Raw genomic sequence first — 25,952 nt, forward strand, 5'->3', positions numbered from 1 at the left:
GATATCTGACATCGGGCAATTATCACGCGATTTCAGCATATTGGCCGGATCGCTCGAATCACATCCGAAGGGACTTGAATCAGTCTCTCAACACCTTGATTCAATATCTGAGCGTCAGCGCGCCGGGCAGGATCTCGAAGGTCGCTGGTATGCGCCCCGGCGACTCGCCGTCTATGTCGACCAGCGCGCCGTTCTCTGCCACATCGCCGAGCGGTTCGACAACCACCTTCTTGCCGCGCAAAATGGTGATTGCCGGATGGTTGCGGTGCCGCCCGCCATAGAGCAGCCTGATATCCCAGATCAGTTTCAGCTTGCCCGCCGCCCGCAGGATGATGATGTCGAACTGCCCGTCGTCCAGTTCGGCATCGGGCGCGATCATCATGCCGCCGCCGAAGAACTTTCCGTTGGCCACCGCCACCAGCGCCGTGCGCGCCTCGACCGGAGCGCCGTCGTCGACTGATATCCTGACGTCCTGGAACCGGTAGCGGATGAACTCCCACACGGTGCGCCAATAGAACAGCGCCTTGGCCGACACCTTGCCCTTGCGCTTGTCGGCGTTGACCGCGCGGTCGGTGGCGCCCGAAAGACCGAGGCTGGCGATGTTGATGAAGTGGCGGCTGGCCAGCGCGCCATGGTCGTCGACATAGCAGACGCGGCCGGCATCGACCTTCCGGGCCTTGGCCCCGGCGATGCGCTTCAGCGTCAGGTCGACCTCATCAGGCAGGCCGAGCCCGCGGGCGAAATCGATGCCGGTGCCGCAAGGCAGCACGCCGAGCGCGGCCGTCCGGCCGCTTTCTCCAAACGCCTGCAACAGCCCGTCGGCCACTTCGCTGGCGGTGCCGTCACCGCCGGCCGCGATCACCAGGTCGAAGCCGCTGGCGGCAAGGTCGAGCGCCAGCCGTTCGGCGTCGCCCTCGGCTTGCGTCTCGCGCAGTTCGAAATCGCCAAAATGCTTTTTCAGCGAAGCACCGACCTCAGGCCAATGTCGTTTGAGCCGGCCGCCACCGGCAATCGGATTGAGAACCACCCCGACCTTCAAGCACATCCTCCCCCAGGGAACCAAGCCACGCCGCCCTGGATCCTTTGCCGGCATTGAAACCCGCGCCGGCCGGCGGGGCAAGGTCGATTGTCCGGCAATCTCGGTTCGCCACAGAAATGGTATGGGCCGTGCCAGCGCCCGCGGCGGCGTCTGGTCGAGAAAAATGCTCCGCCGCCGAACTTGGTCCCCGATAATCCCGCTATCCACAGGCCCGCGGCTGTTTCGCCAAAAGCTTATCCGGCGTATATTCAACCCATCTCAGGCGGCTACCAATCGCCAAGCCGAAAGGCAAAGCGAAACGGCGGATTTCCTGAGGCCCGTACGGCCCCAATGACAGCAGGCTTGCCTGTTTGAGGAGGGACGCCGAGACCTACGGGGCCGCGGAAAGCGTGCGAACGCCAACGGCGGACCGATGCTGCCATGAAGGACGGCGAAAACCTTCGATGGCACGCTGGAAGAAGCTCGCAAGGGTGGAGACTGGCGTGGTCCCGAACGGACGCTGCCCTTGGGCGGTGGCTGGCAGGACCGTCAACATCAAGGCTGGCAAGGCGCGACGTCTTTACGGAAGTTGCTGCCGCAACCGTGTCCTGATCTGACAGGGAGGCGCTGGGAGAAATCCCGGCGCCGACTGTCTTTTCGGTCATGAATCCCTGACCTGGCATTCCCCCACAATTTTTACGGTCTTTCCGGTTGGGGCTGCAACTGGCAGCAAAATCAGCTAACGTTTAGCGTCACTTGGAGGGGGATACTTCATGACGTTGATCCAGAAGCTTGCCGTCGCCTATGCCTTGCTGTTCTTCGGCGTCGTCGCCATCGGCTACATCCCGGCATTCAACGACCCCGGCGGCAATCTGTTCGGCCTGTTCTCGCTGCAATGGTACGACGATCTTCTGCACGCCTTCTCCGGCGTCTGGGCGCTGGCCGCCGCCTTCATCTCGCACCGCCAGGCGGTGTTCTATTTCAAGCTGTTCGGCTCGGTCTATCTGTTCGACGGCGTGCTCGGCCTGATCACCGGTTCCGGCTGCCTCGACGCCGGCATCTTCATCAACGGCTTCCGCTCACTTGACGACATCGAATTCCCGGCCCGCTTCTTCGCCAACCTGCCGCATCTCGTCATCGGCGGCTTCGCCGTCTATGTCGGCTTCCGGCTGTCGAAGCGCGTGCACGACCATTTTGCCGCGGCCTGACCGGCCATGTTCGTGTTCCGCCTGGTAAAGCGCATCGTCAAGGCGATCCTCTGGCTGGTCGTCATCGTCGTGTTCATCCCGATCGCCGGGCTGGCCTATGGCTTCCTGACCACGCCGTCGCAGGACACGGCACCGCTGCTAGGTATCGCCGACGGCGCCCCGCCGGCGAAGCTGGCCGACAAGGTGCGCGCCGAGATTCCCGGCTACCAGCGGCCGGAGGAATCGACCTGGCTCACCTATCCGGAATGGGCGATCGTCTACGCCGCCCGCGACTATGCCGGTTTCGTCGACAGGAACCAGCCGAGCGGCTTCCCGTACTGGTCGTATATCGGCCGCTACTGGCAGGACTATGCGATGGTCCTCCGCGCCACCTCCGACTACGAATTCAACCTCGCCAACCACCAGATGCTGACGGTCATCGGCATCAGCCATACGATCGAGCACGCCATCCAGTGGGCCTATGAGAACACGGTCGGCCGCATCACCGAGGCGACATCAGGCAAGCGCGCCGCCGTCGACATCTATCAGGCCAAGGTGGCGAGCGAATATGCCGGCTTTCTCGACCAGGTGCCGTGGTACGAGTTTCCCTACGCCGAAAAGCGCGCCGGCCTGTTTGCCGTCGAGCCGGCACCGGGCGACGGCGCCGTCCGCACTGGCGAACGCAAGCTCGCCTTCGGCCTCGCCGATACGATCAAGCAGGGCTATGCCGACCTGATCAAACAGGCGCTGGCCGCCACGTCCGACCCGGCCATGCTCGACATCCACGTCTGGGCCAAGGGCCCGGTCGGCGAAGCGACGCGCAACGAGCCGGACACCTTGCTCGAACGCGACTACGGTGCCGACGGCGCGATCTTCGTCACCAGGCGCTACCAGGTGTTCACGCAGATGATCCCGCGCCTGATCGGCAAGGGCGTCTCCTTCGTCGAGATCGGCGGCAATGACGAGATCATGGTCACCATGCTCTCCAATGACGAGATCGCCGTTCCCGATGGCGCCCGCGCCCTGTTCAGCTACGAGGTTCCGGCAGAGCCAGCCACGCGCCGCACCGGCCTGACCGTGGCCGTGCGCAAGCTGCACACAGCTCTGCCGGCGCTGACCAAGGCAGGCGCCAGGCTGGAGCACGTCTACGACTATTGAGGCTTTTCGGCCACAGCCGGTGCTCCCAAAACATTCCGTAACGCTTCGCCACGCTCATTCCGCAATCGCGGCCAAATCCCGCCTTGTTCCACGGCGATTGAAGACGTTCCAGCGCCGCGCATCTTTTCCGTCGCGCGAGGAACGCTGTAGCTCGAAGGACAAGACCGTGATCAAGAACGCCCTTGTCGCCATGACCATCGTCGGCTGCGACTGCGACGCCAGGCTTTGCGAATATATCGGCGAGACGCCGGCCAAGTGGTCGACCATCGCCGATTGCGAAGCGGCGATGAAAAGCCAGATGTTGCACGAGCGCAATTTCAACTACCCGCTTGTCTCCGGCATCTGCCGCACGACGCAAACGCAGTCGTCGCAGCTTGCCGCGACCGATCCTGAATTGACGACGGCGATGCAGACCGCGACCGGCCCGCTTCCCTCGGAATTGAGCCGTCGGCCCAGCGTCGCTGTCGGGTCGCAGGCAACGGCGACGGAACCGGAAGCTGCCCTGCCCGTCGCCTATGAATCCGTGGCCGATGGCGAACGCGCGGTGCTGTATCGCACGCAGAGCGGTTACGCCGTGGTCAGGACCGACCTTGGCCGCGCCGCATCCGCAACGATCGGCATGGCCAAGCGGTCGGCGAGTTGGCTGGCGGCGAAGATGCCGGATGGTCTGTGAGTGACCTTCAGGCCATCCCGCTCAACGCCTTGATCGCACGGTGGAAGGTCGACGAAAACAGCTCCTCCGGATCGTACTCCCGCTTCTTCGCCAGGAAGGCCGGCAGTTCCGGATAGGAAGCCAGCAGTTCCTTGCCCGTATAATGCAGCTGGTAGGGCAGGAAAAACCGCCCGCCATGCCTGGTCGTCACGTCGATCAGCGCCCGTGTCAGTGCGCGCATCTTCGCATTGCCGCCGGCATCTGTCGGCTGGTTGATGTAGAGCACCAGCGAATAGGCCGGTTCCGGCGCGTAATTCAGCGCCACATCCTCCTTGTGGACGATGCGCACCGAGGCGTTGAGCACCGGTAATGACTGGTTGCGCAGGATCTCCCGGGCTTCCGCGATGAACGGAGTGTAGGCTGCGCGTGGGATGAAATACTCGTGCAATATGTCTGTTTCGTCTACGAGATCGTTGAACAGATAGGGCACTGAATCGTGCATCGGGTTGTTGCGCGTGACCAGGCAGGCCTCGCCTTCTCCCATCGCTGCCGTCCGCGCCACCGTGCAGCTCTCGAATTTCGGCTCCAGCGTCTTTTCGGTAAACCACTTCAGCTCCTGGAACAGGTCTCCCCATTTCGCCAGGTTCATAATCACCCGTTTCAACTCGACTGATCCGGGTTCGCCGAGGACCGGCTGCCCGGCCGGCGGCTGGTCGGCCACCTTGTCGTAGCGGTAGACGATCATGTCCTCGAGGAAATTGCCCGGCGCCGTCGACAGGTGCCCGTAGAACAGGCCGATATCCTTGTTCGGCTCCAGCACCTCGGCGAAGAATTTCGGGAAATCATCCGATTTGATGATCTCGCGCGAGGTCCGGTAGACGGCGTTGTCGACGATGTCGAGCGTCGCCTCCAGCACCACGCCGAACAGGCCGTAACCACCGACGACATGGCGGAACAGTTCGGCATTCTCGGTCGGCGTGCAACTCGTCACCGACCCGTCGGCCAGCATCACCCGCATCGAGCGGATCGAGCTCGCCACCGAGCCGGACTGATGGTCCATTCCATGCGCGTTGACCGACAGCGATCCGCCGACCGAAAAGATGTCGGTCGACTGCATCGCCTTCACCGCGAAGCGCGGATGCAGCAGGTTCTGGATATCGTGCCAGCACGCACCCGGCTGCAGGGTCATCGTCTTCGCCGCCGTGTCGACCGTCACCTTGTTGAAGGCGCGCATGTCGAGCACCAGCGCATTGTCGTCGAAGGCGTGGCCGCCCATCGAATGGCGCACCGCGGCCACCGACACTTTCAAGCCGTTGGCGCGGGCGAAGGCCAATGCCTTGGCGACGTGGTCTTCCTCGCGCACTTCGACCACGCCATAGACCGGCGTCATCGACAGGCCGCTGGCATCGTTGATGTCGCCGCCTTTGGCCGACCATGGCAGCGATGGATCATGGGCCGGCGCGTTCTCCAGCGGCCTCAGCGGCAAGGAAATGCCGTCTATGTCGGCGATGCGTCCAGCATTCTTCTGCCCCGACGGGCCGCGCGCCAGCCGCGCCACCGTCGTCCCGCCCCACAGCATGGCGCCGCCGACGACGGCCGCACCAAGCAGCAGCCGCCGCGACAGGCGAAATCCTTTTTGCTCTATCATGATGCTCCCACTGCCCATCCCAAGGGTGACGCCTCGATCCGGCTAACCCGCCGCCTCGTCCTTCGCCCCGATCTTGCGCACCAGCGCCGCCGTCGCCAGGATCGCGCCCATGTCTGATATCATCGGCGCGACATGCTTGGCGTAGTCGATCGGCACGGAGATATCAGGCAGCCCGAAGAAATTCTTCGTCTGCGGCAACAGCAGAAAACCGTCGCTGCCGTTGAGCGCAACCCGCGCCGGATCATCAGGCCATGTCTCGCCTAGCCATGTCAGAGCCTGCGCCAGCCGGCCGCTCACCAGCGGCTGCGCCGCCTCGACATTGTCGGTGCGGAAGTCGTAGGCCGCATCGAGTTCCGGCACGCCGCATGACAGTTCCTGCATCTTGCCGGCGAAGATGCCGCGGAAAAAGCCGACGACCGCATTTGTCCGGCGCGTCGCCACCAATATGCCGGGGAACGGCACGATGGTCTCGAAGGCGACGACGACGCCCTTGAACGCGGTCGTTTCGCTCTTGCCGGTGCCTTGCCGGAGATCGGCTTCGTAAAGCTCGAACGGAAATCCCTCGTAGCGGCCGGACACGATGTCGTCGAAGCGCTTGGTGTTGAACGTGCCGATCGTCTCGCGCGGCAGCCGGCCGAACGAATTCGGCGTCACGTCATGCTCGTAGCGAATATCCCTGATGAAGCCGAAGGCGATCGGCAGCAGGGTCTTGCGGTACGATTGCTGCAATTTGCTCGCTGGCTTGATCGCCTGGAAATAGAGCAGGATCGCCGCTACGAACCCGACGACATAGAGCAACACATGCGGCGTCGAGACCCATTGCTCGTTGGGATCGGCGACCGTGTTGAAGAGCCAGGCGACCAGCGCCACGAACACCAGCACCAGCCCGACGAACAGCGGCACCCGCCAGCGGACTTGCCGGTAGGCCAAAGCCCTCCCGGCCTCATAGGCCTCGAGATTTCTCTTGATGCCGGCGATGTCAGCTTCATCAGGCATGAAATCCGCTGTTTCCATCGCCACCCCCGCCGTCGAAAACCTGGCCGCGTCAGGTATGATAGCTGCTTTTGCGGGAAAGTCGCCTGTCGGATGGGCGCCGGCGTTGGCTATCCGTTCTCCTCTTGTGGGAAGATCGCTTTCAACCGACCCTCGACCTTGCCGCGCATTCGGCTTTTCAGCGCCTCAACCGGAACCAGCCGCTCATGCCCGCCCTCCCGCAGCCGCATGAAGGCGTGCAGCCGGTAGGCGGCAATGGCGCCCCGCGTGCCGGCGTCGGCGCTGATATCGACGGTCAGGATGCCCCCGATGCGGCCGGGCCATGGCTGGCGCGCAAAGGCCGTGCCGAGGAAATCGCCGAGCCCATAGGCGACGAGCGCCTTGCCGATCCGTTCCACCGGCTGCACGACATGGGCATGATGGCCGGCGATCAGCCCGACGCCTTGCGCGGCCAAACGCCGTGCCAGTGCCCGCGTCTCGCCTCGCGGAAAATGCCGGAACTCCCAGTCCCAATGCGGCACCGCGCAGACGAGATCGACACCGTCGGCGGCGCCGCGCGGCCATTGAGCCGGGTCGCCCTGCATCGACGCCCGGCTCGCGAACGCCGCCGCGTCGGCATTGCGCCACAGCGTGAAGGCGGCAAAGCCTATCGTCAGCGGCCCGACCGCAAGGCGCTCGACCGGACCGTCGGCGGCGGTACCGATGGTGCGGATGCCGAGCCGTTTCAGCGCCGCAACCGTCTCGTCGAACCCCTCGACGCCCTGGTCGAGCACATGATTGTTGGCGAGCGACAAAACCAGTTTCTCATGCGGGATGCCGACGGCGGCCAGCGCCTCGGCGAGAAACCGCTCTGTCATGGCATGATGGGTGCCGAGCGTCGTGCCCATCGCCGCGCTCGGTCGCTCCACCACCGGGCTTTCGCAATTGCCGATCACCAGGTCGGCGGAGCCGAGCAGCGCCTTGATCGCCGGATCGCACTCCGGCGCTCTGCGATTGGCCACCGCGGAGATATCGCCGACAAAGGCCAGTCGCACCGCGCTGGCCGGCGGCTCCATCGTCGCTGCGGCCGCCGGCGCAAAGCCTTGTCGATCGCCGCCGAGCGAAGGCCGGAGGAAGCGCGGCAGCCACGACAATTTGTAGGAGAGCGGATAGTTCGACACGCGCAACCTGTACCGGAATGAACGGCCAAGGTAGACGATGTGCCTGCCATAGCGAAGAGTTTCAACTTGACAGGTGACGGCAGTTATGCTAGGAATTTATTCATGGTGCTGATTTGCGCCAACGACCCGCCCGTCGAGGCGGGTTTTTCATTTCAGGCTTCGGCGCTATTCCTTCACAAGGCGATGAACAGCAGGCTTGCGCACCTTCACCTTGGCATATCAAACCGTTCGAGGGCTCATGGCAGGGCCACAAATAACCCACAGGCGCCATGCAGAAATGCATGCATGGTCGGCGTGGAATACTGGAGGAAGACCTAGATGACGCGATTTTCGAGCCTGCTGGCATCCGCCCTTATTCTGCTGCTGCCGGTTGCTTCCGCCGGTGCCGCAGCCCCCGAACCGGCCGCCCTGTTCGAGGCAAGAACCGTGGCGGAGCGCGACAGCACGCTCACCGCGCTCGAGGCCGCCGCGCCCGGTGACCCCGCGGCCGCCTATGCCGCCGGCGCCGGTGAGTTCTTCACCGCGCTGGAAATCCTGGCCGGCGGCCTTCACCGCCATGGTTTCGAAAGCCCGCAATCCCTGGTGCTGCCGCTGATGCGGCTGCCGGTGCCGGAAAATCCCGATCCTCAACCGCTGACCTATGACGGCTTCCGCGCTATCCTGGTCGCCTTCCGCGACCGGCTGGAAAAGTCCGCCGCCACGCTTGGGTCCGTGCCTGCCGATGCCGATATTGGCATGGAGGTCGACCTCACCCGTGTCGGCATCGATCTCAACGAGGACGGCCAGATCGCGCCGGACGAAAGTGCGGCCGCGATCATGGCGTCTCTGTCAGGTGGAGGGGTCACGCCGGACGCCGCCGCGCCCGCCCTCACCTTCCGCTTCGACCGCGCCGATGGCTACTGGCTGCAGGGCTATGCCGAATTCCTGATGGCGCAAGCGGATTTCTGGCTGGCGCATGATTTCAGGAACGCCTTCGACGGCTCGTTCCACATGCTGTTCCCGCGCGCCAAGCTGCCGCTGCAGGACACGCTCGTTCCGCCGGACGGCGGCATGGGTGGCGGCATGCTGTCGGCCGAATGGCGCATCGCCGACTTCATTTCGCTGGTTCATCTTGTCAACTGGCCAGTGGTCGAGCCGGAGCGCCGGCAGGCGGCGCGCCGCCATCTCATGGAAATGATCCGGCTGTCGCGTGAGGACTGGAAGGCGATCCGCGCCGAGACCGACAACGACCGTGAATGGCTGCCCGGCCCGCAGCAGAAAGGCGCCAGCCCGCTCACCGGCCTGGAAGTCGGCGAAGAGCAGGTCCAGGCCTGGCACGCCGCGCTTGATATGGCCGAGGATCTGCTCGAAGGCCGCACCTTGCTGCCGCATTTCCGCATCGCCGACAAAGGCATCGACATGAAGCGCTTCTTCGACGAACCAAAACCTTTCGACCTGGTGCTGTCGATCACCGGCCCGGCCATCGCGCCCTATCTCGAGAGCGGAAAGATCCTCACCGGCGAGGAGCTCGACCAGATCCAGCGCCAGTTCGGCGGTGCCGGATTCTTGACCTTTGCGCTGTGGTTCAACTGAGGGCGTGTTTCGACATCGCTCCTGACACCCTTGTGTCAGCAGCTTCTTTTCGTCCCGCGTCCCTCGCCACTCCGCTCTTTCCATTTTGGCCGATACCTCCCATATTCGGGGCATGGCCAAACTTCCCGATAAAAACACGCCGCCACCGGCGCGTGACGATCGCGCTTCGCCGCCCAAGCGGCGCAGCCCGCTGACCGATTTCCTCGATGCGTCCGAGCCGCTGCACAAGGGCGGCTTCGCCGAGGCGCCGCAGGCCGAATTCTCCGGCGCGCCGCTGACCGGTTCGATCGCCGATTGGGCCGAGCAGATCGAGCAGGAAGCCGAGAAGGAAGGACGCCAAGTCGTTTCCGACAAGAATGGTGGCAAGGACGGCGGCAAATCGCCGAAGGCGGCGAAAAAAATCCCCGGGCGCTCCGCCTCCCCCGGCCGCACGGCACGCGGCACCTCGATGGGTGGCGCGGCGTCGGCCAGGGAGCGCACCGCGGCGGGCCTCAACCCGGTCGCCGGCCTCGATATCTCGTTGGAAGAAGCCGAGACCATGGCCTCCGGCGGCGTCACCGCCACCGTCGCCGCGCTGTCGGCGCTGATCGAATCCGGCAATCCGCTGCACAAGGACGGCGTGCTGTGGACGCCGCACCGCCCGGCCCGGCCGGAAAAATCCGAAGGCGGCATCGCCATCAGGATGGTGTCTGATTTCGAGCCGGCGGGCGACCAGCCGACGGCAATCAAGGATCTGGTCGAAGGCGTCGACGACAACGACCGCACTCAGGTGCTGCTCGGCGTCACCGGCTCGGGAAAGACCTTCACCATGGCCAAGGTGATCGAGGAGACGCAGCGCCCCGCCTTGATCCTCGCCCCCAACAAGACGCTCGCCGCGCAGCTCTATTCCGAGTTCAAGAAATTCTTTCCGGAAAACGCCGTCGAGTATTTCGTCTCCTACTACGACTACTATCAGCCGGAAGCCTATGTGCCCCGTACCGATACCTTCATCGAGAAGGAATCCTCGATCAACGAGCAGATCGACCGCATGCGCCATTCGGCGACGCGCTCGCTGCTGGAGCGCGACGACGTCATCATCGTTGCCTCGGTGTCCTGCATCTACGGTATCGGCTCGGTCGAGACCTACACGGCGATGACCTTCCAGATGCAGATCGGCGACCGGCTCGACCAGCGCGCGCTGCTCGCCGACCTCGTCGCGCAGCAATACAAGCGGCAGGACGTCAACTTCGTCCGCGGCTCGTTCCGCGTGCGCGGCGACACGATCGAGATTTTTCCGGCCCACCTTGAGGACCGCGCCTGGCGCATCTCGCTGTTCGGCGACGAGATCGAGGCGATCACCGAGTTCGACCCGCTCACCGGCCAGAAGACCGGCGAGCTGAAAAGCGTCAAGATCTACGCCAATTCGCACTATGTCACGCCGCGCCCGACGCTGAACCAGGCCATCAAGTCGATCAGGGAAGAGCTGAAGCATCGCCTGCAGGAGCTCGAACGGGCCGGCCGCCTGCTCGAGGCGCAGCGGCTGGAACAGCGCACCCGCTTCGACCTGGAGATGCTGGAAGCGACCGGCTCCTGCGCCGGCATCGAGAACTATTCGCGCTATCTCACCGGCCGCCAGCCGGGCGATCCGCCGCCGACGCTGTTCGAGTACATCCCCGATAACGCGCTGGTCTTCGTCGACGAAAGCCATGTCACCGTACCGCAGATCGGCGGCATGTACCGCGGCGACTTTCGCCGCAAGGCGACGCTGGCGGAATACGGCTTCCGCCTGCCGTCCTGCATGGACAACCGGCCGCTGCGCTTCGAGGAATGGGACGCCATGCGCCCGCTTTCCATCGCGGTTTCGGCGACGCCCGGCGGCTGGGAGATGGAACAGTCCGGCGGCGTCTTCGCCGAGCAGGTCATCCGCCCGACCGGCCTGATCGACCCGCCGGTCGAGGTGCGCCCGGCCAAGACCCAGGTCGACGATGTCGTCGGCGAAATCCGCGACACGACAAAAGCCGGCTACCGCACGCTGGTCACCGTGCTGACCAAGCGCATGGCCGAGGATTTGACCGAGTACCTGCACGAGCAGGGCATCCGCGTCCGCTACATGCATTCCGACATCGACACGCTGGAGCGCATCGAGATCCTGCGCGACCTGCGCCTCGGCGCCTTCGACGTGCTGGTCGGCATCAATTTGCTGCGCGAAGGCCTCGACATCCCCGAATGCGGTTTCGTCGCCATCCTCGATGCCGACAAGGAGGGCTTCCTGCGCTCCGAAACCTCGCTGATCCAGACCATCGGCCGCGCCGCGCGCAATGTCGATGGCAAGGTCATCCTCTATGCCGACCAGGTCACCGGCTCGATGGAGCGGGCGATGGCCGAGACCAACCGCCGTCGCGAAAAGCAGATGGAATGGAACGCGGCCAACGGCATCACCCCGGAATCGGTCAAGTCGCGCATCTCCGACATCCTCGACTCGGTCTACGAGAAGGACCATGTCCGCGCCGACATCTCGCAGTTCACCGACAGCGCCGGCGCGATGATGGGCAACAATCTGAAAGCCCATCTCGACGCGATGGACAAGCAGATGCGCGACGCCGCCGCCAATCTCGACTTCGAGAAGGCCGCCCGCATCCGCGACGAGATCAAGCGGCTGCGCGAGATGGAACTGTCCATCTCCGACGACCCACTGGCCAAATATGCCGACATGGAAAGCCCGGTTTCGGGCCGCGAAAAGGGCAAGCACAACAAGGGCCGCGCGGTGCACCGGACGGTCGACGATGACGGCAAGAGTCTCTTCCGCAAGCCGCATCTCGACGAGATGGGCGCCGACGGCGCCGTGCCGGTCAAGAAGCCGCTCTTCGCCAAACCCTCGCTCGACGCCATGGGTCCGGGCACCGATATGCAGACTCCAGCCGGGGCGGTATCGCGCTCGCTGTTCAAGAAACAATCAGCCGAGGAGGCGCACGGTTCCGATTTCGGCATTCCCGGAGAGCCGACCAAGCGCCTGTTCAAGAAGAACTCGCTCGACGAGATGACGGTGCGCCGGACCGAAAAGCCTGTTGAGGGAAAAGTGCCGGCCAAGCCACAGCCGATCTTCCCCATTGTGGGGCAGATGCCAAGTGGTGGCAAAGAGGGCAGGACAGAGGGGGGCGCGAAGGAACGCGACGATTCCGCGAAGCCAATCGTCCGCCAGCGCAGTGGTATCGGCTCCTACGAGGATCCGGCCGACGCCCGCCGTGAGAAGCGCCGTCCCGGCAAGACAGGGCGGCCTGGACGGTAGGACCGGGCAATCGCTTCAGGTCGCGCTGCCCCTCATCCGCCTGCCGGCACCTTCTCCCCGTAAACGGGGAGAAGCCCGCTGGCCGCAACCTCGGCACCCTTTCCGCAACGCTGGAGATTGGCGAAACCGTCAGCGAAGGCGCCCTTCTCCCCGTCTCTATACGGGGAGAAGATGCCGGCAGGCAGATGAGGGGCAGCACCGACATTGATGGTCAATTGCCTCCACGCATGGGTTGTTATCTGTCTGAAGCGACTGCCCGGACGGGAGGGGTGTGGCACTTGCTATCGGCCCCTCCCTGGTGTAGCCAATTCCCCAACTCGAACGTCTTGAAAGGAGGGCTGCGTGACTTTCGACCACCACCGTCAGCGCGGCCCTGTCCCTGCCCTGCGAGCTTGCCTGCAGGGCTGACCAGGGACGGTCCGGGTTTTTCCCGCTTCGATTTTTTGGTCTGCCCTTCGTGGTGCCGCAACGCTTAGCCTGGTGGCCAGCACGCGCACCGTCAAAGTGCATTGAGCCGGGCTCCGGCAAGACCAGAGAAATCCAAATGGCAATGATCAGCCTGAAGTCCCTCGGCGTCACCATGAGTGCGCCGCTCTTCTCCAACCTCGACCTCACCATCGGCGCCGGCGACCGGCTCGGCATCGTCGCCGCCAACGGCCGCGGCAAGTCCACTTTGCTGAAGTGCCTGACCGGCGAAATGGAGCCGACATCAGGCGACATCATCCGCACGCGCGGCCTGCGCGTCGGCCATGTCGAGCAAGCCGTTCCCGCTGAACTGGCCGAACGCAGCTTCCATCAGGTGGTGGCCGACGCCTTGCCGGCCGAGCAAGTCGAAAGCGAGCTGTGGCGCGTCGACGTGGTGCTCGACTCCCTCGACGTACCTGAGCCGATGCGTGAACGGCCGATGCGGGCCTTGAGCGGCGGCTGGCAAAGGCTGGCGCTGATCGCCCGCGTCTGGGTCACCGATCCCGACGTCCTGCTTCTCGACGAGCCGACCAACCATCTCGACCTCGCCAAGATCGGTCAGCTCGAAACCTGGCTGAACGCGCTGCCGCGCGAGGTGCCGGTGGTAGTCGCCAGCCACGACCGGGCATTCCTCGACGCGACGACCAACCGGACGCTGTTCCTGCGCCCGGAACAGTCGCCGGTGTTCTCGCTGCCCTATTCGCGGGCACGCGATGCGTTGAGCGAAGTCGACGCCTCGACGGAGCGCAAGTTCCAGCGCGACATGAAGGTGGCGCAGCAATTGCGCCGGCAGGCGGCCAAGCTCAACAACATCGGCATCAATTCGGGCAGCGACCTCCTGACGGTCAAGACCAAGCAGCTCAACCAGCGGGCGGAGCGGCTGGAAGAAGCAGCAGCAGCCGCGCACCGCGAGAAATCAGCGGGCGCGATCAAGCTCGCCAATCGCGGCACCCATGCGAAGGTGCTGATCACGCTCGACGATGTGGCGGTTGAAACGCCCGATGGCATGCTGCTGTTCAGGACCGGCAAGCGCCACATCTGCCAGGGCGACCGCATCGTGCTGCTCGGCCGCAACGGCGTCGGCAAGTCATGGCTGATCGGCCTGATCAGGAACGCCATCGTCGAACCGGACAGGGCGGCGCACCGCGTGAAGGTGACGCCGTCGACGGTGCTCGGCTACAGCGACCAGGCGCTGTCGGGCATCAGCGGCGACGACACGCCGCTGGCGATGCTCTCGCGCAGATTCGATGTCGGCGAGCAGCGCGCCCGTTCACTGCTGGCCGGTGCTGGCGTCAGCGTCGAGATGCAGGGTCGCAGGATCGGCGTGCTGTCGGGCGGGCAGAAGGCGCGGCTGATGATGCTGGCGCTCAGGCTCGCCAATCCCAATTTCTACCTGCTCGACGAGCCGACCAACCATCTCGACATTGACGGCCAGGAAGCGCTGGAAACGGAACTGCTCGCTCATGAGGCAAGCTGCGTGCTCGCCTCGCACGACCGCTCCTTCATCAGGGCGATCGGCAACCGCTTCTGGCTGATCGAAAGGCGGCGGCTGACCGAGGTCGACGACCCGGAGGATTTTTTCCGGGAGGTCGCCGGGACGGGTGGCTGAACAGTTGCGAACGCCGGTCCGCCAGTCTTGCGGCAAAAAAATTCGCCGGCCTGTCGGATCATGGCCGCGCGCCACGTCCTTGGGTTGCCGACACGGTGATGCCGGCGCCAATCGAGGAGAGAGCATCATGTCTATTCTGTCATCCATAGGTCGCATCGCGACCCGTTACTCGGCGGCCCGCGCCCGTTACCGCAGCGAGCGCGCGCTCCTTTCATTGCCGATCGAATTGCGCAAGGACATCGGCTGGCCGGAAATCGTCGTCGACGCGCAAAACAGCCCCCGGATCGCAATCTCCTTGTCCGAGGCAAGATAACGGCCCGGCGCATCTGGTCCCGGCATTAAAAAAGCGCGTCGACGGTGTAGGATCGCCGCCGCCTCATTCGTCCTGCGAATGGCCGCAACGGCAAAACCCGGTATCAAGGAGGAACAGAGATGAACGATCAGCCCCAAACCCAGCCTGCCGCGAAAGTCCTCGGCGGATTGACGCCCTACCTTCAACTGGACGGCGCGTTCAAGGCTTCAGAATTCTATCAGAAGGCCTTCGGCGCCGAGCAGGTCTTCTTCTACCCGCCGGATGAGAAGGGGCGGACGATGCACATCCATCTCCACATCAACGGTTCGACCTTGATGATTTCCGACTTCTATCCCGAGCACGGAATGGCCGCGGTGAAGCCGCAGGGCTTCACCATGCAGCTGCATCTGCGCAGCGACGATATCGACGCCTGGTGGCAGCGGGCCGTCGACGCCGGCTGCAAAGTCGGCACGCCGCTGCAGGTGATGTTCTGGGGCGACCGCTGGGGTCAGCTGACCGATCCGTTCGGCGTCGAGTGGGCGATGAACGCGCCGGTGAAAAAGGCATAGGAGAAGCACAATGTCCTATGTCGATGGTTTCGTTCTCGCCGTACCCAAGGCAAATCTCGATGCCTACAAGAAAATGGCGCAGACAGGCGGCACTGTCTGGATGGAGCATGGCGCGCTCGCCTATGTCGAATGCATCGGCGACGACGTGCCCTACGGCGAACTGACCTCGTTCCCGCGCGCCGTGCAGGCCAAGGACGACGAAATCGTCGTCTTCTCATGGGTCGTCTATGAATCGCGGCAGAGCCGCGATGCGGTAATGGCCAAGGTGATGGCCGACCCACGCATGGACTCCGACTGGTCGGCGATGCCGTTCGACGCCAAGCGCATGATCTTCGGCGGCTTTCAGCCGTTCATGGAGCTTTGAGGAGCTGGCGCAACAACAGGGTTGGCAGATTGCAACCCTTTGCGACTGGCCGAAACGCTCGTGATGTCGTCATCCTATGGCGAAGCAAGGAGCGAAGCGACACGGCGCAGACCATAGGATCCATGCCGTTATCTATAAGCGTCACGGCGGTGCAGAACGACCTCTGTTCTGCGCCGCCTTTACCCTTCGCGCGAGGTCACGGCATGGATCCTCGGGTCTTCGCGACGCCGCTTCGCGGCCGCTCCGCCCGTGGATGACGAGTTCTGGCGCTTCGGCCAATTGGCGACCTGTGTGCTAGTTCAGCCTGTCCAGCAGCGGCTTGAGCCGGTCGCCATAGCGTTTCCACAGATCGACCGAGCCCTTATACATCGGCTGGCGCACCTGCGCCGCCGAGGCCGTGCGCACCGGCCGGTTGGTCTCGTGGAACGACAGCACCGCATCGTCCCATGGCAGACCGAGATGGGCGAGCAGCGCCCGCGTCTGCCCTTCCTGGTCGGCGACGAAATCCTCGTAGCGCACATCGTGCACGACACCAGGCAAGACGGAATGCCAATGCGCCATGATGTCGGTGTAGAGATTGTGAAAATCGGCGAGCTCGCCGAGGTCGTAGCCATAGCGGTGGCTGTCGCCGCGGAAATGCACCTTGTAGATCGACAGGCACGTCGCCGCCGCATCGCGCGCGCAGTGGATGATCTTGGCCTTGGGCAGCATCAGGTGGATGAAGCCGACCAAAAGGAAATTGCCGGGCATCTTGTCGGTGACGTGCCGGAAACCCGGATAGCGGGCGTGCAGCAGGTCTAGATAGGCTTGGCCGGCCTCGGCATAGACCTTGTCGGACATGTCGGCGATCCCCTGGGGAAAGCCGCCCTTCATGCCCGGCGGAAACTGTTTTCCCACCGCCGTCTTCAATATGCCGAGCTCGCCCGCACCATAGACCTGGGGATGGCTGGCTATGATCTGTTCGACCAGCGTGGTGCCGGAGCGCGGCATGCCGACGACGAAGATCGGTGTGTCGTCGGCTATCCCGCTCGGTCTGTGCTCGTCGAAGAACGCCTTGTCGAACACCGCCTTCATCGCTTCGAACTCGGCGCGCGTCCTGCCCGCATCATAGTCGATGCCCTTGCGGCGGATCGCATTGCCTTCGGAGAAATAGTCGAAGGCACGGCCATAATCCTTCAGATCGTCATTGGCCTTGCCGAGGCCGAACGAAAGCTGCATCCGCGCCAGGCTGCCTTCGGGCGCCTTGGCGTGCTGCGCCTCCATCCCGGCAAGCTCAGCGTCGCGCTCCTGCTGGCGCTTGACCTGAGTGAGCATCAGCCAGGCCCTGGCCATGCCGGGATCGACCGCCAGCGCCTGGCGGAAATGCTCCGCAGCTTCAGCGAGGCTGCCCTTCTCCATCAGTCCGACGCCCAGCCCGTGCAGCAAATCGGCGTCCTTCGGCCGGATCGCCAATGCTTCGCGGAAGACGGTGAGCGCCTCGTCGAGCCGCCCGGCCTCCTGCAGCGTTTCGGCAAGCCCGATGCGGGCGCGGACATGGAACGGATTGCGGCCGATGGTGCCGCGATAGATCTCCTCCGCGCCCTCGAACTGTCCCATTTGCTTCAGCGAGGAGCTGAGATTGTCGCGCGCCGCGAGCTGGTCCGGCCGGATATCCACCGCGCCGCGGAAGAAATCGATGGCCGCCGCGACGCGGCCGAGATCGCGCATAACTGTGCCGAAATTGTTGAGGAAATCCGGATTCTTGGGTTGCAGGCGCACCGACTGTTCGAGGAGATCGAGCCCTTCGGCGCTGCGCCCGGTCTGGTGCAGCAGAAGCCCGAGGAAATGCGCCGCCGCCGCGTGATTGGCCTTTTGCGCAAGCACCTGCCGGTAGAGCATCTCGGCTTCCTGCCGGCGCCCGGCCTGATGCAGTTGCAGCGCCTGCTGCACGCGCTGGTCGAGCCCCAGCGGCGGCTGTCCGCCTGAGCCGAATTTAGCGCCAGCGCCTGCCGGTCTTCTCTGATCTCTGTTGATGGGAAACCTGCCGTGTTTTTGTCCGCCTGCCGCGATCTAGGCCATTGGCGCGTCAGGTTCAAGGGTTCGCAGGCCAGCTTACCGGAAATCGGCCTGGGTCAGCACATACATGTTCTTGAGACCGTGCGAATAGGCTTCCGCGCAACATCCTGGATCGACGAACGCTCCGCATCGAACGCGCTGAGCAACCGCGAGACACGCAAGCCCAAGAAGGACAAGGCGGTGGCAAAGCCGGCCTCGCCCTTCGGCTCGGCCGTCAAGCAGGCGGAAGCCGGTTTGAAGCCGAAGTCCAAGGGCTAGCGCCCTGAGGCGCCGCGCAAGCGTCACCTCATCTGCCCGCCCCTCCCCGTCCGGAGACCCCCGTCCGGAAACGGAGAGGAAACCAGCCCCTCAGCAGGGACCCCAGCCTCTCAGCAGGGACCATTGTCGACGATGCGATAGTCGGCGGCGCGGGCCTCGCATGCGTTGGGGAAGGTGCGCAGCCGGCCCCGGCGGCTTGCACAGACCGGGGCATACTCGCGCGTGCAGAACGTCTGCTCCTCGCCATAACCGCCGTCGTCGCGGCACTGGCCGCCGCGGATGATGCGGTACCCAGCCCGCTCGGCAAGGCAGGCATTGGCGAAGGTCTGGCGGTCGCCACCGCGCCGGGCGCAGACCGGATCATACTGCCTGGTGCAGTATTGCGGCCCGGGCCTTGGCGGGCGGTACCCCGGTCCTTCATCCACCACCACCGCGGTACAAGCTGCAAGAACTGCCGACAGCAACAGGATGGTAAAACCCTGCCGCGAGAAGATTGCCGCAAGAAACTTCATGACTATAGCTCCCTCGAGCCCCCGCTCCAATGCATGTCACCCAAAAGCACGCCCGCGGGCCCGACCCGAGGGTGCGCAGCGGTTGGGATAACGACATGCACAAGAAAGTGCAAAACGCCCCTCCACGCCGATCCTCGCTATTCCACCGCCAAATGCAACCCCTGTTTGCAAGCCGCCCCAGCGCGCTGGACCATGCGTGGCCGGGCTTTGGCCGATGACCGGGCAAGGACCCAAGTCTATCGATACCGTGCGTCGGAGTGCGCCTATAAGGCGGCCCGCGGCGCTACCTTGCAACCACCACGTTTCCGTGCGATAAATTTTGCGTTCGGGCATTTGCGACCCGGAGAGCGGAACGTTTTGGACGACCTTTCCCCGATACATTGTGAATCTCTGACGGCCCCGTTTTTCGGCGAGGGGTTTTGATCATGCGCCAATGCATGACTGCCGAAGCAACCACCGGGACTTGCCCACGGCGCCAGGCGGCGGGCAAACCACAAGACTGACACGGGTGAAGGAGTTTCCCCAATGGCCCAGACCGGCACCGTTAAATTCTTCAACGCTACCAAAGGCTTCGGCTTCATCACGCCAGATGACGGCGCCAAGGACGTGTTCGTCCACATCTCCGCGATCGAGGCTTCGGGCCTGCGCACGCTCGTCGATGGCCAGAAGGTCACCTTCGACGTCGAGCCCGACCGCATGGGCAAGGGACCGAAGGCGGTCAATCTCCGCGCGGACTGAGCCGTCGGCTCGCGCATGTCCACTCGAGCGTGCGCAGGAACGTATCCGAGGGCGCTCCAAACGCCTTGAACCGGCTTTCAGCGCCGGATCCGAGTTTTCGAAGGCGCGGCGGTTTTCGTCGCGCCTTTTTCGTGCCCGGGAGGCAAGCCAATGTTCGCAAAAACTTTCTCTTGCCGATGACGCTAAAATAAAGGACAAATTTCCACTCGGGCATTTGCCGGCCCGAGACTGGACTTGATGGGATCAAAGGAGCTTCCCATGCCGCAGACCGGCACCGTCAAATTCTTCAATCATGCCAAAGGCTTCGGCTTCATCACGCCGGATGATGGCGCGAAGGATGTCTTCGTCCATATTTCGGCCGTGCAGGCGTCGGGTCTTCCCGGTCTTGAGGATGGGCAGAAGGTAACATTCGACACCGAGCCGGACAAGCGCGGCAAGGGTCCGAAAGCCGTCAACCTGTCGATCGGCTAAGCCGAACTCGAGACAGCATCGGACAGGCCCTTGCGGGGCAGGTCCGCTCCTTGGTGAGCGTGCGGGTATTTGTTGGTCGCGCCGTGCCTGATCGATGAATGTCGACTGGTCTCAACCTGCCAATTTCGTTCAGCCCCCGTTCAGCCACGGTCGCCTATTAGTCTTCGGTAAAGCCGGACCGCATCCCCAGATTACGCGGGCCGGAACGAAGGAGACCGACATGAACCGAATTTTCAAGACCGCTATCCTGTCAGCCGCGATTGTCGCGACCACGCTTGCGACCTTGCCGGCGGCCAGCGCTGGTGAGTGGCGCCACCACCGGCACCACCATCGTGGCAATGGCGACGCGATCGCGGCAGGCGTCCTTGGCCTCGCGGCCGGCGCCCTGATCGTTGGCGCGCTCAACAACCCGCAGCCCAGCTACTACGATCCCGGCTATGACGATTACAATCGCTACCCGCGGCAGGCCCCGGTGCGCCGCTACTACGCCCAACCGCGGGTCGTCTACAATGACGGCTACGCCGAGCCTTGGACCCGTGGCTGGTATGAATACTGTTCGGACCGCTATCGCACGTTCAATGCCCGCACCGGCACGTTCACCGGCTATGACGGCGAACAGCATTTCTGCACCGCCAACTAGATGCATGTCGCCCAAAAGTGCATAGCGGTTTTGGGATAACGACATGCACCAGGACAAGACTTTAAAGCGCGAAGCGCTTTAAAGCTCCCCTGCCCCAACCAAAAGCGCTGTCCGAAAGACCAGCGCTTTTTTCTTCGCGATCAATTTTGCGCTGCAGCCGGGCCGGCTTCAGATGAGAAATGGATTGGTCCGGCGCTCCTCGCCGAAGCGGCCGCCGGGACCATGGCCGCAGATGAAGCCGATGTCGTCGCCGAGCGGCAAGTGCTTGTCCTTGATCGAGGCGATCAGCGCGGCGTGGTCGCCACCCGGCAGATCGGTGCGCCCGACTGAGCCGCGGAACAATACGTCGCCGACATGGGCGAACTTCGCGGCACGATTGTAGTAGACGACATGGCCGGGCGCGTGGCCGGGGCAATGAAAGACCTCGAACGCGTGCTGGCCGAACGAGACGGTCTCGCCTTCGCTGAGAAAGCGGTCGGGCACGCAGTTGCGCACGGGATCGGTGATGCCGTAGCGTTTCGCCTGGTTCTCGAGATTGGCGAGCAATGGACGATCGGCTTCGTGCGGGCCGATGATTTCGATGCCAAGCGCCTCCTTCAACTCCATCGCGCCGCCGGCATGGTCGATATGACCATGCGTGATCCAGATCGCGCCGGCGTCGATCGCATTGTCCTTCAGCGCTGCCAGCACCTTGTCGATGTCGCCGCCCGGATCGACGACGACGCCTTGTCTGTCGTCCATGTCGAAGAGGATGGTGCAGTTTTGCTGGAAGGCCGTGACCGGCACGATACCGGCATTGAGCTGACCCATGATCGTCCTTTCGCTGTGTCGCCCTTGATGTAGAGGCTCATGCCTACAGCGTCCACCGTCGCCGAGCGCCCAAGGCCTGCCCCGTGGGCGGGAGCCGGTTTGGAAAATCCAATGCTCGAACAAACCGGTCGCGGCAATGGCAAAAACGAAATGGGCGGCCGAAGCCGCCCATGCGAAAAACCCAAAACCGCCAAGCTTACTTCTTCATCGCATTCATGACCGCGCCGATGATGGCCGTCAGAATGGCGCCACCACCGGCACCGCCGATGATGTTTTGCAGATTCAGCGCGCTGCCCAACCCGCTCGTTGCCGCTGCGGCCGCAGCCGGATCGACCGCGCCACCGCCGAGCAGGCTGCCGAGGATGGCCGCACCGCCAACACCGCCAACGGCGCCGCCCAGGATTTTGGTGAGCTGACCCATTGCCGCTGTCTTCAGCGCCGCGCCCACCGCCTGACCACCGATGATACCCGTAATCACCTGAATAATGATCGGAAGAAGCGTGTTCATGTCCATATTACCAGTCCCTCCTTAGCTGCCAGCCTCCCGGGCCGACACCAAGATGAGACGCGGAATTGGGCGAAAGTCAAATGCAGAAGTGCTTAAATAAAAGGGGCGGCCCGAAAACCGCCCCTGCTTGTTAAAAAAAGCTGTGACTTTCGTTATTCTGCGGCGATCGCGTGGTTGGGTTGAACGGCCGCAGAATAGTCGTTCATCAATGTCTTGGCGATTTCACCCACCTCGAATCGGTACGGGCCGATCTCGGAAACCGGCGTCACCTCGGCCGCCGTCCCGGTGAGGAAGCACTGCTGGAAGCCTTCGAGCTCTTCCGGCATGATGGCGCGCTCGATCACCTCGAAGCCGCGATCCTTGGCAAGACCGATGACCGCACGGCGGGTGATGCCGTCGAGGAAGCAATCGGGCGTGGGTGTGTGGATCTTGCCGTCCTTGACGAAGAAGATGTTGGCGCCCGTCGCTTCCGCAACCTGGCCACGCCAGTCGAGCATCATGGCGTCGGCATAGCCCTTGGCTTCGGCCGCATGCTTGGACATGGTGCAGATCATGTAGAGGCCGGCAGCCTTCGATTTCGACGGCGCGGTGCGCGGATCGGGGCGGCGCCATTCGGCCAGATCGAGACGGATGCCCTTCAGCTTCTGTGCCGGATCGAAATAGCTCGGCCACTGCCAGATGGCGATGGCGCAGTTGATCCGGTTGTTTTGCGCCGAAACGCCCATCTGTTCGCTGCCGCGCCAGGCGATCGGCCGGACATAGGCATCCTGGAACCCCTGTTTTTTCAACAGCGTACGGCAGGCGTCGTCGATCTCGGCGACCGAATAGGGAATCTTGAAGCCGAGCAGGCGTGCCGATTCATGCAGGCGCTCGCTGTGGTCGGTTAGTTTGAAAATTTCGCCGCCATAGGCGCGCTCGCCCTCGAACACCGCGCTGGCGTAGTGCAGACCATGGGTCAGCACGTGGATCTTGGCGTTGGCCCATTCGACGAACTCGCCGTTCATCCAGATAAAGCCATCCATTTGGTCAAAGGGAACGGATGTCATGGTAACCTCCCGCGGGCGGCCGCCCGCATATTATTGTGTCGTTGCGTGTCAGCCGCACCGTGCGACCGGTATCTTGAAGCGTAGGCGGATATTAAAGCTCTGGCAAACACAGGAAGTTCCGGAAAAACGGCTTTCCCTTGCCTTTTCGTTCGCAATCCGCCGAAAAGCTTGCCAAAAATTACCATCGGTGGAAAATTACGTCAATAGTGCTGACATAATTTCCCTTTCGCACGGAGAAAAGATGACCGATCGTAGCCACCCAGCCGGAAAACCGATCAGGACGGCGATCTCCGACGAGGATGGCATCGACTTTGCCATCATCGAATTGTTCTTCTTCGCCTATCGCGATTTTACCTCCGATCCGGACCAGATCCTGTCCGATTATGGCTTCGGCCGCGCCCATCATCGGGTTCTGCATTTCGTCAACCGCAGGCCGGGCCTGACGGTCGCCGAACTCCTCGATGTGCTGAAGATCACCAAGCAGAGCCTGGCGCGCGTGCTCAAGCAACTGATCGACACCGACCATGTCGTCCAGTTGCAGGGTCCGCGCGACCGCCGCCAGCGCGAACTCTATCCGACGGCCAAAGGTCGCGCCCTGGCCCTAGCGCTGGCACGGCCACAGTCGCGCCGCATCCATGCTGCATTGGAAGATTCCGGAGCCACCGAACGCGCCTTGATCGAACGTTTCCTGGAAGCGATGGTCAATCCGGAACTAAGGGCGCAGATCGAAACTGTGCCAACAAAAATGTCAGGGAAAAGCCATGGAGACCATTGAAAGGGTTGATCGACCGGCAGCACCGGACGACGATGCGCCGCATCTGCTGGTGATCGATGACGATACCCGTATCCGCAATCTTCTCAAACAATATCTGACCGAAAACGGCTTTCGCGTCACCGTTGCCGGAAATTCCGGCGAAGCGCGGCGCAAGCTCGCTGGCCTCGATTTCGATCTGCTCGTGCTCGATATCATGATGCCGGGCGAAACCGGCGTCGACCTCGCCAAGGCGCTGCGGGCAAGCAAGAACGTGCCGATCCTGATGCTCACCGCGCTTTCCGAAACCGACAGCCGGATCACCGGGCTCGAGGCTGGCGCCGACGACTATCTGCCGAAGCCTTTCGATCCCCGCGAATTGATCCTGCGCATCAACAACATCCTGCGCCGCGGCGGTCCGGCAACGACGCCCAAGGTCGAGCAACTGGTCTTCGGCCCCTACACGTTCCAGATCGCCAGGCGGGAGCTCAAGCGCGGCGGCGAGGCTCTGAAGCTGACCGACCGCGAGCAGGAGATCCTGGCGATCTTCGCGGCGCGGGCCGGTGAGACGATACCGCGCCATGAACTTGTCGGCGACGAGTCCGAGGTCGGCGAGCGCACCATCGACGTCCAGATCAACAGGCTGCGCCGCAAGATCGAACGCGATCCGTCCAATCCGGTCTGGCTGCAGACCGTGCGCGGTATTGGGTATCGGCTCAGCGTGGAATAGACTGCCGCCCGCGGCCCCTTGTTGAGTGGCTGCAGATGAGCAAGAAGGGCGAATGGCGACCACGCAACTGGAACGGCCGGGAGATCGCGGCTTCAGCGCTCGCGCCACGCGGGCGCTGAAGGCCGTGCCGCGTGCCTGGAAACGGTTCTGGCGCCTCGTTTCGCTTTACATGCCGAAGCGGCTCTATGCCCGCTCGCTGATCATCGTCATCGCGCCGATGATCCTGCTGCAATCGGTCCTCGCCTTTGTCTTCATGGAACGCCACTGGCAGACCGTGACGCAGCGCCTGTCGCAGGCCACGGTCCGCGACATCGCCGCGATCGTCGACCTGGTGGAAACCTATCCGAACGACGCCGACTACGCCAACGTCATCCGCATCGCGCAGGATCGCATGCAGCTGAAGATCGACTTGCTGCCGCCCGAGCCGCTGCCGCCGCCCGGACCAAAGCCGTTCTTCTCGATCCTCGACGAGATCCTCTCGTCCGAGATCACCCATCAGATCAACCGTCCGTTCTGGATCGATACGGTCGGCAATTCCAACATCATCGAGGTCCGCGTCCAGCTCGAGGGCAAGGTGCTGCGCGCCTTCGTGCGCCGCAGCCAGGCCTATGCCTCGAACACGCATATTTTCCTGATCTGGATGGTCGGCACGTCGCTGGTGCTGCTGATGATCGCCATCCCCTTCCTGCGCAACCAGATTCGGCCGATCCTGACGCTGGCCGAGGCCGCCGAAAGTTTCGGCAAGGGCCGGCCGATGCCGCGCGATTTCCGTCCGCGCGGCGCCGACGAGGTTCGCCGCGCCGGCTTTGCCTTCATCCAGATGCGTGAACGTATCGAACGCCAGCTCGAGCAGCGCACCGCCATGCTGACGGGCGTCAGTCACGATTTGAGAACCATCCTCACCCGCTTCAAGCTGCAGCTCGCGCTGACCGGGACCAAGGCCGACGCCGAGGCGCTCGGCCAGGACATCGACGACATGCAGTCGATGCTGGAAGGCTACCTCGCCTTTGCCCGCGGCGAAGCGGCGGAAGACGCCGGCCGTTTCAATCTTGAAGCCTATTTCGAGAAGCTCGGCGAGGAGGCCACGCTGCGCAAGCGCAAACTGTCGACCACGCTCACCGGCGATCCGCACCTGCATGTGCGGCCCCATGCTTTTGCCCGGCTGCTTTCCAATGTCGTCGGCAACGCCTTCCGTTACGCCAAGACGGTTGAGATCAACGCCAACCATGGCCGCGGCACGCTGCTCGTCACGATCGACGACGACGGTCCAGGCATCCCGCCTGAAAAGCGCGAGGACGTGTTCAAGCCTTTCGTGCGGCTTGACGAGGCCCGCAACCTCGACGCCAGCGGCACCGGCCTTGGCCTTTCCATCGCACGCGACATCGCCCGCAGCCATGGTGGCGACATCATGCTGGACAAGAGCCCGCTCGGCGGCTTGCGCGCCGTCATCAAGGTTCCGGCCTGATTAGAGCGACGTGCGT

Annotated in this window: 25 protein-coding genes; 16 read left to right on the top strand and 9 right to left on the bottom strand. The window is 63.5% G+C overall.

What is annotated here, in order from left to right; genetic code table 11:
- Window positions 1-100: 100 nt before the first annotated feature.
- Window positions 101-1,039, bottom strand: a complete 939-nt coding sequence (locus EJ066_RS00670; protein ID WP_126034350.1) for a diacylglycerol kinase family protein — start codon at window positions 1,037-1,039, stop codon at window positions 101-103.
- Window positions 1,040-1,791: 752 nt separating this feature from the next.
- Here EJ066_RS00670 and EJ066_RS00675 point away from each other — a divergent pair.
- The 3 genes from EJ066_RS00675 (at window position 1,792) to EJ066_RS00685 (ending at window position 4,036) form a co-directional block, all read left to right on the top strand.
- Window positions 1,792-2,226 (top strand): DUF4383 domain-containing protein, encoded by a 435-nt coding sequence (locus EJ066_RS00675; RefSeq protein ID WP_126034351.1) that lies wholly within the window; start codon window positions 1,792-1,794, stop codon window positions 2,224-2,226.
- A gap of 6 nt (window positions 2,227-2,232) precedes the next feature.
- A complete protein-coding gene (locus EJ066_RS00680; protein ID WP_126034352.1) occupies window positions 2,233-3,363 on the top strand; it encodes a hypothetical protein in 1,131 nt (376 codons plus the stop codon).
- A 166-nt stretch (window positions 3,364-3,529) separates the two neighbouring features.
- Window positions 3,530-4,036: a hypothetical protein gene (locus EJ066_RS00685; RefSeq protein WP_126034353.1), complete on the top strand. Its 507-nt coding sequence runs from the start codon at window positions 3,530-3,532 to the stop codon at window positions 4,034-4,036.
- A gap of 7 nt (window positions 4,037-4,043) precedes the next feature.
- Here EJ066_RS00685 and EJ066_RS00690 read toward each other — a convergent pair whose 3' ends face one another.
- The 3 genes from EJ066_RS00690 to EJ066_RS00700 all read right to left on the bottom strand — a co-directional run bounded on the left by EJ066_RS00690 (window position 4,044) and on the right by EJ066_RS00700 (window position 7,816).
- Window positions 4,044-5,663, bottom strand: coding sequence for an FAD-binding oxidoreductase (locus tag EJ066_RS00690; RefSeq protein ID WP_245455053.1), 1,620 nt, complete (start codon window positions 5,661-5,663; stop codon window positions 4,044-4,046).
- Between the two features lie 42 nt (window positions 5,664-5,705).
- The gene (locus EJ066_RS00695; RefSeq protein WP_126034354.1) at window positions 5,706-6,677 is read right to left on the bottom strand and encodes a DUF3137 domain-containing protein; all 972 of its coding nucleotides are present in this window, start codon (window positions 6,675-6,677) and stop codon (window positions 5,706-5,708) included.
- An 89-nt stretch (window positions 6,678-6,766) separates the two neighbouring features.
- On the bottom strand, window positions 6,767-7,816 hold the full coding sequence (locus EJ066_RS00700; RefSeq protein ID WP_126034355.1) for a CapA family protein: 1,050 nt from the start codon (window positions 7,814-7,816) through the stop codon (window positions 6,767-6,769).
- Window positions 7,817-8,134: 318 nt separating this feature from the next.
- Between EJ066_RS00700 and EJ066_RS00705 the strand changes: the two genes are divergently transcribed.
- From EJ066_RS00705 to EJ066_RS00735, 6 genes are all read left to right on the top strand, one after another.
- The gene (locus EJ066_RS00705) at window positions 8,135-9,388 is read left to right on the top strand and encodes a hypothetical protein (RefSeq protein WP_126034356.1); all 1,254 of its coding nucleotides are present in this window, start codon (window positions 8,135-8,137) and stop codon (window positions 9,386-9,388) included.
- Between the two features lie 112 nt (window positions 9,389-9,500).
- On the top strand, window positions 9,501-12,653 hold the full coding sequence (gene uvrB / locus EJ066_RS00710) for an excinuclease ABC subunit UvrB (RefSeq protein ID WP_126034357.1): 3,153 nt from the start codon (window positions 9,501-9,503) through the stop codon (window positions 12,651-12,653).
- 544 nt (window positions 12,654-13,197) lie between these two features.
- Entirely contained in the window at window positions 13,198-14,727 is a 1,530-nt protein-coding gene (locus EJ066_RS00720) for an ABC-F family ATP-binding cassette domain-containing protein (RefSeq protein WP_126034358.1), read from the top strand.
- Window positions 14,728-14,854: 127 nt separating this feature from the next.
- The gene (locus tag EJ066_RS00725; RefSeq protein ID WP_126034359.1) at window positions 14,855-15,040 is read left to right on the top strand and encodes a hypothetical protein; all 186 of its coding nucleotides are present in this window, start codon (window positions 14,855-14,857) and stop codon (window positions 15,038-15,040) included.
- Between the two features lie 119 nt (window positions 15,041-15,159).
- On the top strand, window positions 15,160-15,588 hold the full coding sequence (locus EJ066_RS00730; protein ID WP_126034360.1) for a glyoxalase/bleomycin resistance/extradiol dioxygenase family protein: 429 nt from the start codon (window positions 15,160-15,162) through the stop codon (window positions 15,586-15,588).
- A gap of 10 nt (window positions 15,589-15,598) precedes the next feature.
- Window positions 15,599-15,952, top strand: coding sequence for a DUF1428 family protein (locus tag EJ066_RS00735; protein ID WP_126034361.1), 354 nt, complete (start codon window positions 15,599-15,601; stop codon window positions 15,950-15,952).
- Between the two features lie 294 nt (window positions 15,953-16,246).
- Here EJ066_RS00735 and EJ066_RS00740 read toward each other — a convergent pair whose 3' ends face one another.
- The gene (locus EJ066_RS00740; protein WP_126034362.1) at window positions 16,247-17,881 is read right to left on the bottom strand and encodes a sulfotransferase; all 1,635 of its coding nucleotides are present in this window, start codon (window positions 17,879-17,881) and stop codon (window positions 16,247-16,249) included.
- Between the two features lie 96 nt (window positions 17,882-17,977).
- Between EJ066_RS00740 and EJ066_RS31220 the strand changes: the two genes are divergently transcribed.
- Window positions 17,978-18,265: a hypothetical protein gene (locus EJ066_RS31220; RefSeq protein ID WP_189644586.1), complete on the top strand. Its 288-nt coding sequence runs from the start codon at window positions 17,978-17,980 to the stop codon at window positions 18,263-18,265.
- A 110-nt stretch (window positions 18,266-18,375) separates the two neighbouring features.
- On the opposite strand, the gene EJ066_RS00750 is transcribed toward EJ066_RS31220, so the two are convergent.
- Complete coding sequence (locus tag EJ066_RS00750; protein ID WP_126034363.1) at window positions 18,376-18,777, bottom strand: Kazal-type serine protease inhibitor; 402 nt, start codon at window positions 18,775-18,777, stop codon at window positions 18,376-18,378.
- A gap of 525 nt (window positions 18,778-19,302) precedes the next feature.
- On the opposite strand from EJ066_RS00750, the gene EJ066_RS00755 reads away from it, so the two are divergent.
- The 3 genes from EJ066_RS00755 to EJ066_RS00765 all read left to right on the top strand — a co-directional run bounded on the left by EJ066_RS00755 (window position 19,303) and on the right by EJ066_RS00765 (window position 20,626).
- On the top strand, window positions 19,303-19,515 hold the full coding sequence (locus EJ066_RS00755) for a cold-shock protein (RefSeq protein ID WP_023799871.1): 213 nt from the start codon (window positions 19,303-19,305) through the stop codon (window positions 19,513-19,515).
- Between the two features lie 258 nt (window positions 19,516-19,773).
- Window positions 19,774-19,986 (top strand): cold-shock protein, encoded by a 213-nt coding sequence (locus tag EJ066_RS00760; RefSeq protein ID WP_006202521.1) that lies wholly within the window; start codon window positions 19,774-19,776, stop codon window positions 19,984-19,986.
- Window positions 19,987-20,206: 220 nt separating this feature from the next.
- Entirely contained in the window at window positions 20,207-20,626 is a 420-nt protein-coding gene (locus tag EJ066_RS00765) for a BA14K family protein (RefSeq protein ID WP_126034364.1), read from the top strand.
- 168 nt (window positions 20,627-20,794) lie between these two features.
- Here the strand turns inward: EJ066_RS00765 and EJ066_RS00770 are convergent, their stop codons facing one another.
- The 3 genes from EJ066_RS00770 to EJ066_RS00780 all read right to left on the bottom strand — a co-directional run bounded on the left by EJ066_RS00770 (window position 20,795) and on the right by EJ066_RS00780 (window position 22,990).
- Entirely contained in the window at window positions 20,795-21,436 is a 642-nt protein-coding gene (locus tag EJ066_RS00770) for an MBL fold metallo-hydrolase (RefSeq protein WP_126034365.1), read from the bottom strand.
- Window positions 21,437-21,632: 196 nt separating this feature from the next.
- Complete coding sequence (locus tag EJ066_RS00775) at window positions 21,633-21,950, bottom strand: hypothetical protein (RefSeq protein ID WP_126034366.1); 318 nt, start codon at window positions 21,948-21,950, stop codon at window positions 21,633-21,635.
- A 146-nt stretch (window positions 21,951-22,096) separates the two neighbouring features.
- A complete protein-coding gene (locus tag EJ066_RS00780) occupies window positions 22,097-22,990 on the bottom strand; it encodes a branched-chain amino acid aminotransferase (protein ID WP_126034367.1) in 894 nt (297 codons plus the stop codon).
- A gap of 241 nt (window positions 22,991-23,231) precedes the next feature.
- Here EJ066_RS00780 and EJ066_RS00785 point away from each other — a divergent pair, with 241 nt between their 5' ends.
- Genes EJ066_RS00785 through EJ066_RS00795 form a run of 3 tightly spaced genes read left to right on the top strand, consistent with a single transcriptional unit; the run spans window position 23,232 to window position 25,936 of the window.
- A complete protein-coding gene (locus EJ066_RS00785; RefSeq protein WP_126034368.1) occupies window positions 23,232-23,765 on the top strand; it encodes a MarR family transcriptional regulator in 534 nt (177 codons plus the stop codon).
- The gene (locus EJ066_RS00790; RefSeq protein ID WP_095491594.1) at window positions 23,752-24,471 is read left to right on the top strand and encodes a response regulator transcription factor; all 720 of its coding nucleotides are present in this window, start codon (window positions 23,752-23,754) and stop codon (window positions 24,469-24,471) included. Before EJ066_RS00785 ends, EJ066_RS00790 begins: the two co-directional genes overlap by 14 nt.
- A gap of 52 nt (window positions 24,472-24,523) precedes the next feature.
- Window positions 24,524-25,936 carry an ATP-binding protein gene (locus EJ066_RS00795; protein ID WP_126034369.1) on the top strand — a complete coding sequence of 471 codons (1,413 nt, stop codon included), beginning with the start codon at window positions 24,524-24,526 and terminating at the stop codon, window positions 25,934-25,936.
- Window positions 25,937-25,952: the final 16 nt, after the last annotated feature.

The sequence above is a fragment of the Mesorhizobium sp. M9A.F.Ca.ET.002.03.1.2 genome (assembly GCF_003952365.1).
Classification (GTDB): domain Bacteria; phylum Pseudomonadota; class Alphaproteobacteria; order Rhizobiales; family Rhizobiaceae; genus Mesorhizobium.

Bases quoted from the DNA above. Each gene is read 5' to 3' on its own strand.
- EJ066_RS00675 (WP_126034351.1), top strand. From the start codon at position 1,792: ATGACGTTGATCCAGAAGCTTGCCGTCGCCTATGCCTTGCTGTTCTTC.
- EJ066_RS00680 (WP_126034352.1), top strand. From the start codon at position 2,233: ATGTTCGTGTTCCGCCTGGTAAAGCGCATCGTCAAGGCGATCCTCTGG.
- EJ066_RS00690 (WP_245455053.1), bottom strand. From the start codon at position 5,663: ATGATAGAGCAAAAAGGATTTCGCCTGTCGCGGCGGCTGCTGCTTGGT.
- EJ066_RS00695 (WP_126034354.1), bottom strand. From the start codon at position 6,677: ATGGAAACAGCGGATTTCATGCCTGATGAAGCTGACATCGCCGGCATC.
- EJ066_RS00705 (WP_126034356.1), top strand. From the start codon at position 8,135: ATGACGCGATTTTCGAGCCTGCTGGCATCCGCCCTTATTCTGCTGCTG.
- uvrB (WP_126034357.1), top strand. From the start codon at position 9,501: ATGGCCAAACTTCCCGATAAAAACACGCCGCCACCGGCGCGTGACGAT.
- EJ066_RS00720 (WP_126034358.1), top strand. From the start codon at position 13,198: ATGGCAATGATCAGCCTGAAGTCCCTCGGCGTCACCATGAGTGCGCCG.
- EJ066_RS00725 (WP_126034359.1), top strand. From the start codon at position 14,855: ATGTCTATTCTGTCATCCATAGGTCGCATCGCGACCCGTTACTCGGCG.
- EJ066_RS00730 (WP_126034360.1), top strand. From the start codon at position 15,160: ATGAACGATCAGCCCCAAACCCAGCCTGCCGCGAAAGTCCTCGGCGGA.
- EJ066_RS00735 (WP_126034361.1), top strand. From the start codon at position 15,599: ATGTCCTATGTCGATGGTTTCGTTCTCGCCGTACCCAAGGCAAATCTC.
- EJ066_RS00750 (WP_126034363.1), bottom strand. From the start codon at position 18,777: ATGAAGTTTCTTGCGGCAATCTTCTCGCGGCAGGGTTTTACCATCCTG.
- EJ066_RS00755 (WP_023799871.1), top strand. From the start codon at position 19,303: ATGGCCCAGACCGGCACCGTTAAATTCTTCAACGCTACCAAAGGCTTC.
- EJ066_RS00760 (WP_006202521.1), top strand. From the start codon at position 19,774: ATGCCGCAGACCGGCACCGTCAAATTCTTCAATCATGCCAAAGGCTTC.
- EJ066_RS00765 (WP_126034364.1), top strand. From the start codon at position 20,207: ATGAACCGAATTTTCAAGACCGCTATCCTGTCAGCCGCGATTGTCGCG.
- EJ066_RS00770 (WP_126034365.1), bottom strand. From the start codon at position 21,436: ATGGGTCAGCTCAATGCCGGTATCGTGCCGGTCACGGCCTTCCAGCAA.
- EJ066_RS00775 (WP_126034366.1), bottom strand. From the start codon at position 21,950: ATGGACATGAACACGCTTCTTCCGATCATTATTCAGGTGATTACGGGT.
- EJ066_RS00780 (WP_126034367.1), bottom strand. From the start codon at position 22,990: ATGACATCCGTTCCCTTTGACCAAATGGATGGCTTTATCTGGATGAAC.
- EJ066_RS00785 (WP_126034368.1), top strand. From the start codon at position 23,232: ATGACCGATCGTAGCCACCCAGCCGGAAAACCGATCAGGACGGCGATC.
- EJ066_RS00790 (WP_095491594.1), top strand. From the start codon at position 23,752: ATGGAGACCATTGAAAGGGTTGATCGACCGGCAGCACCGGACGACGAT.
- EJ066_RS00795 (WP_126034369.1), top strand. From the start codon at position 24,524: ATGGCGACCACGCAACTGGAACGGCCGGGAGATCGCGGCTTCAGCGCT.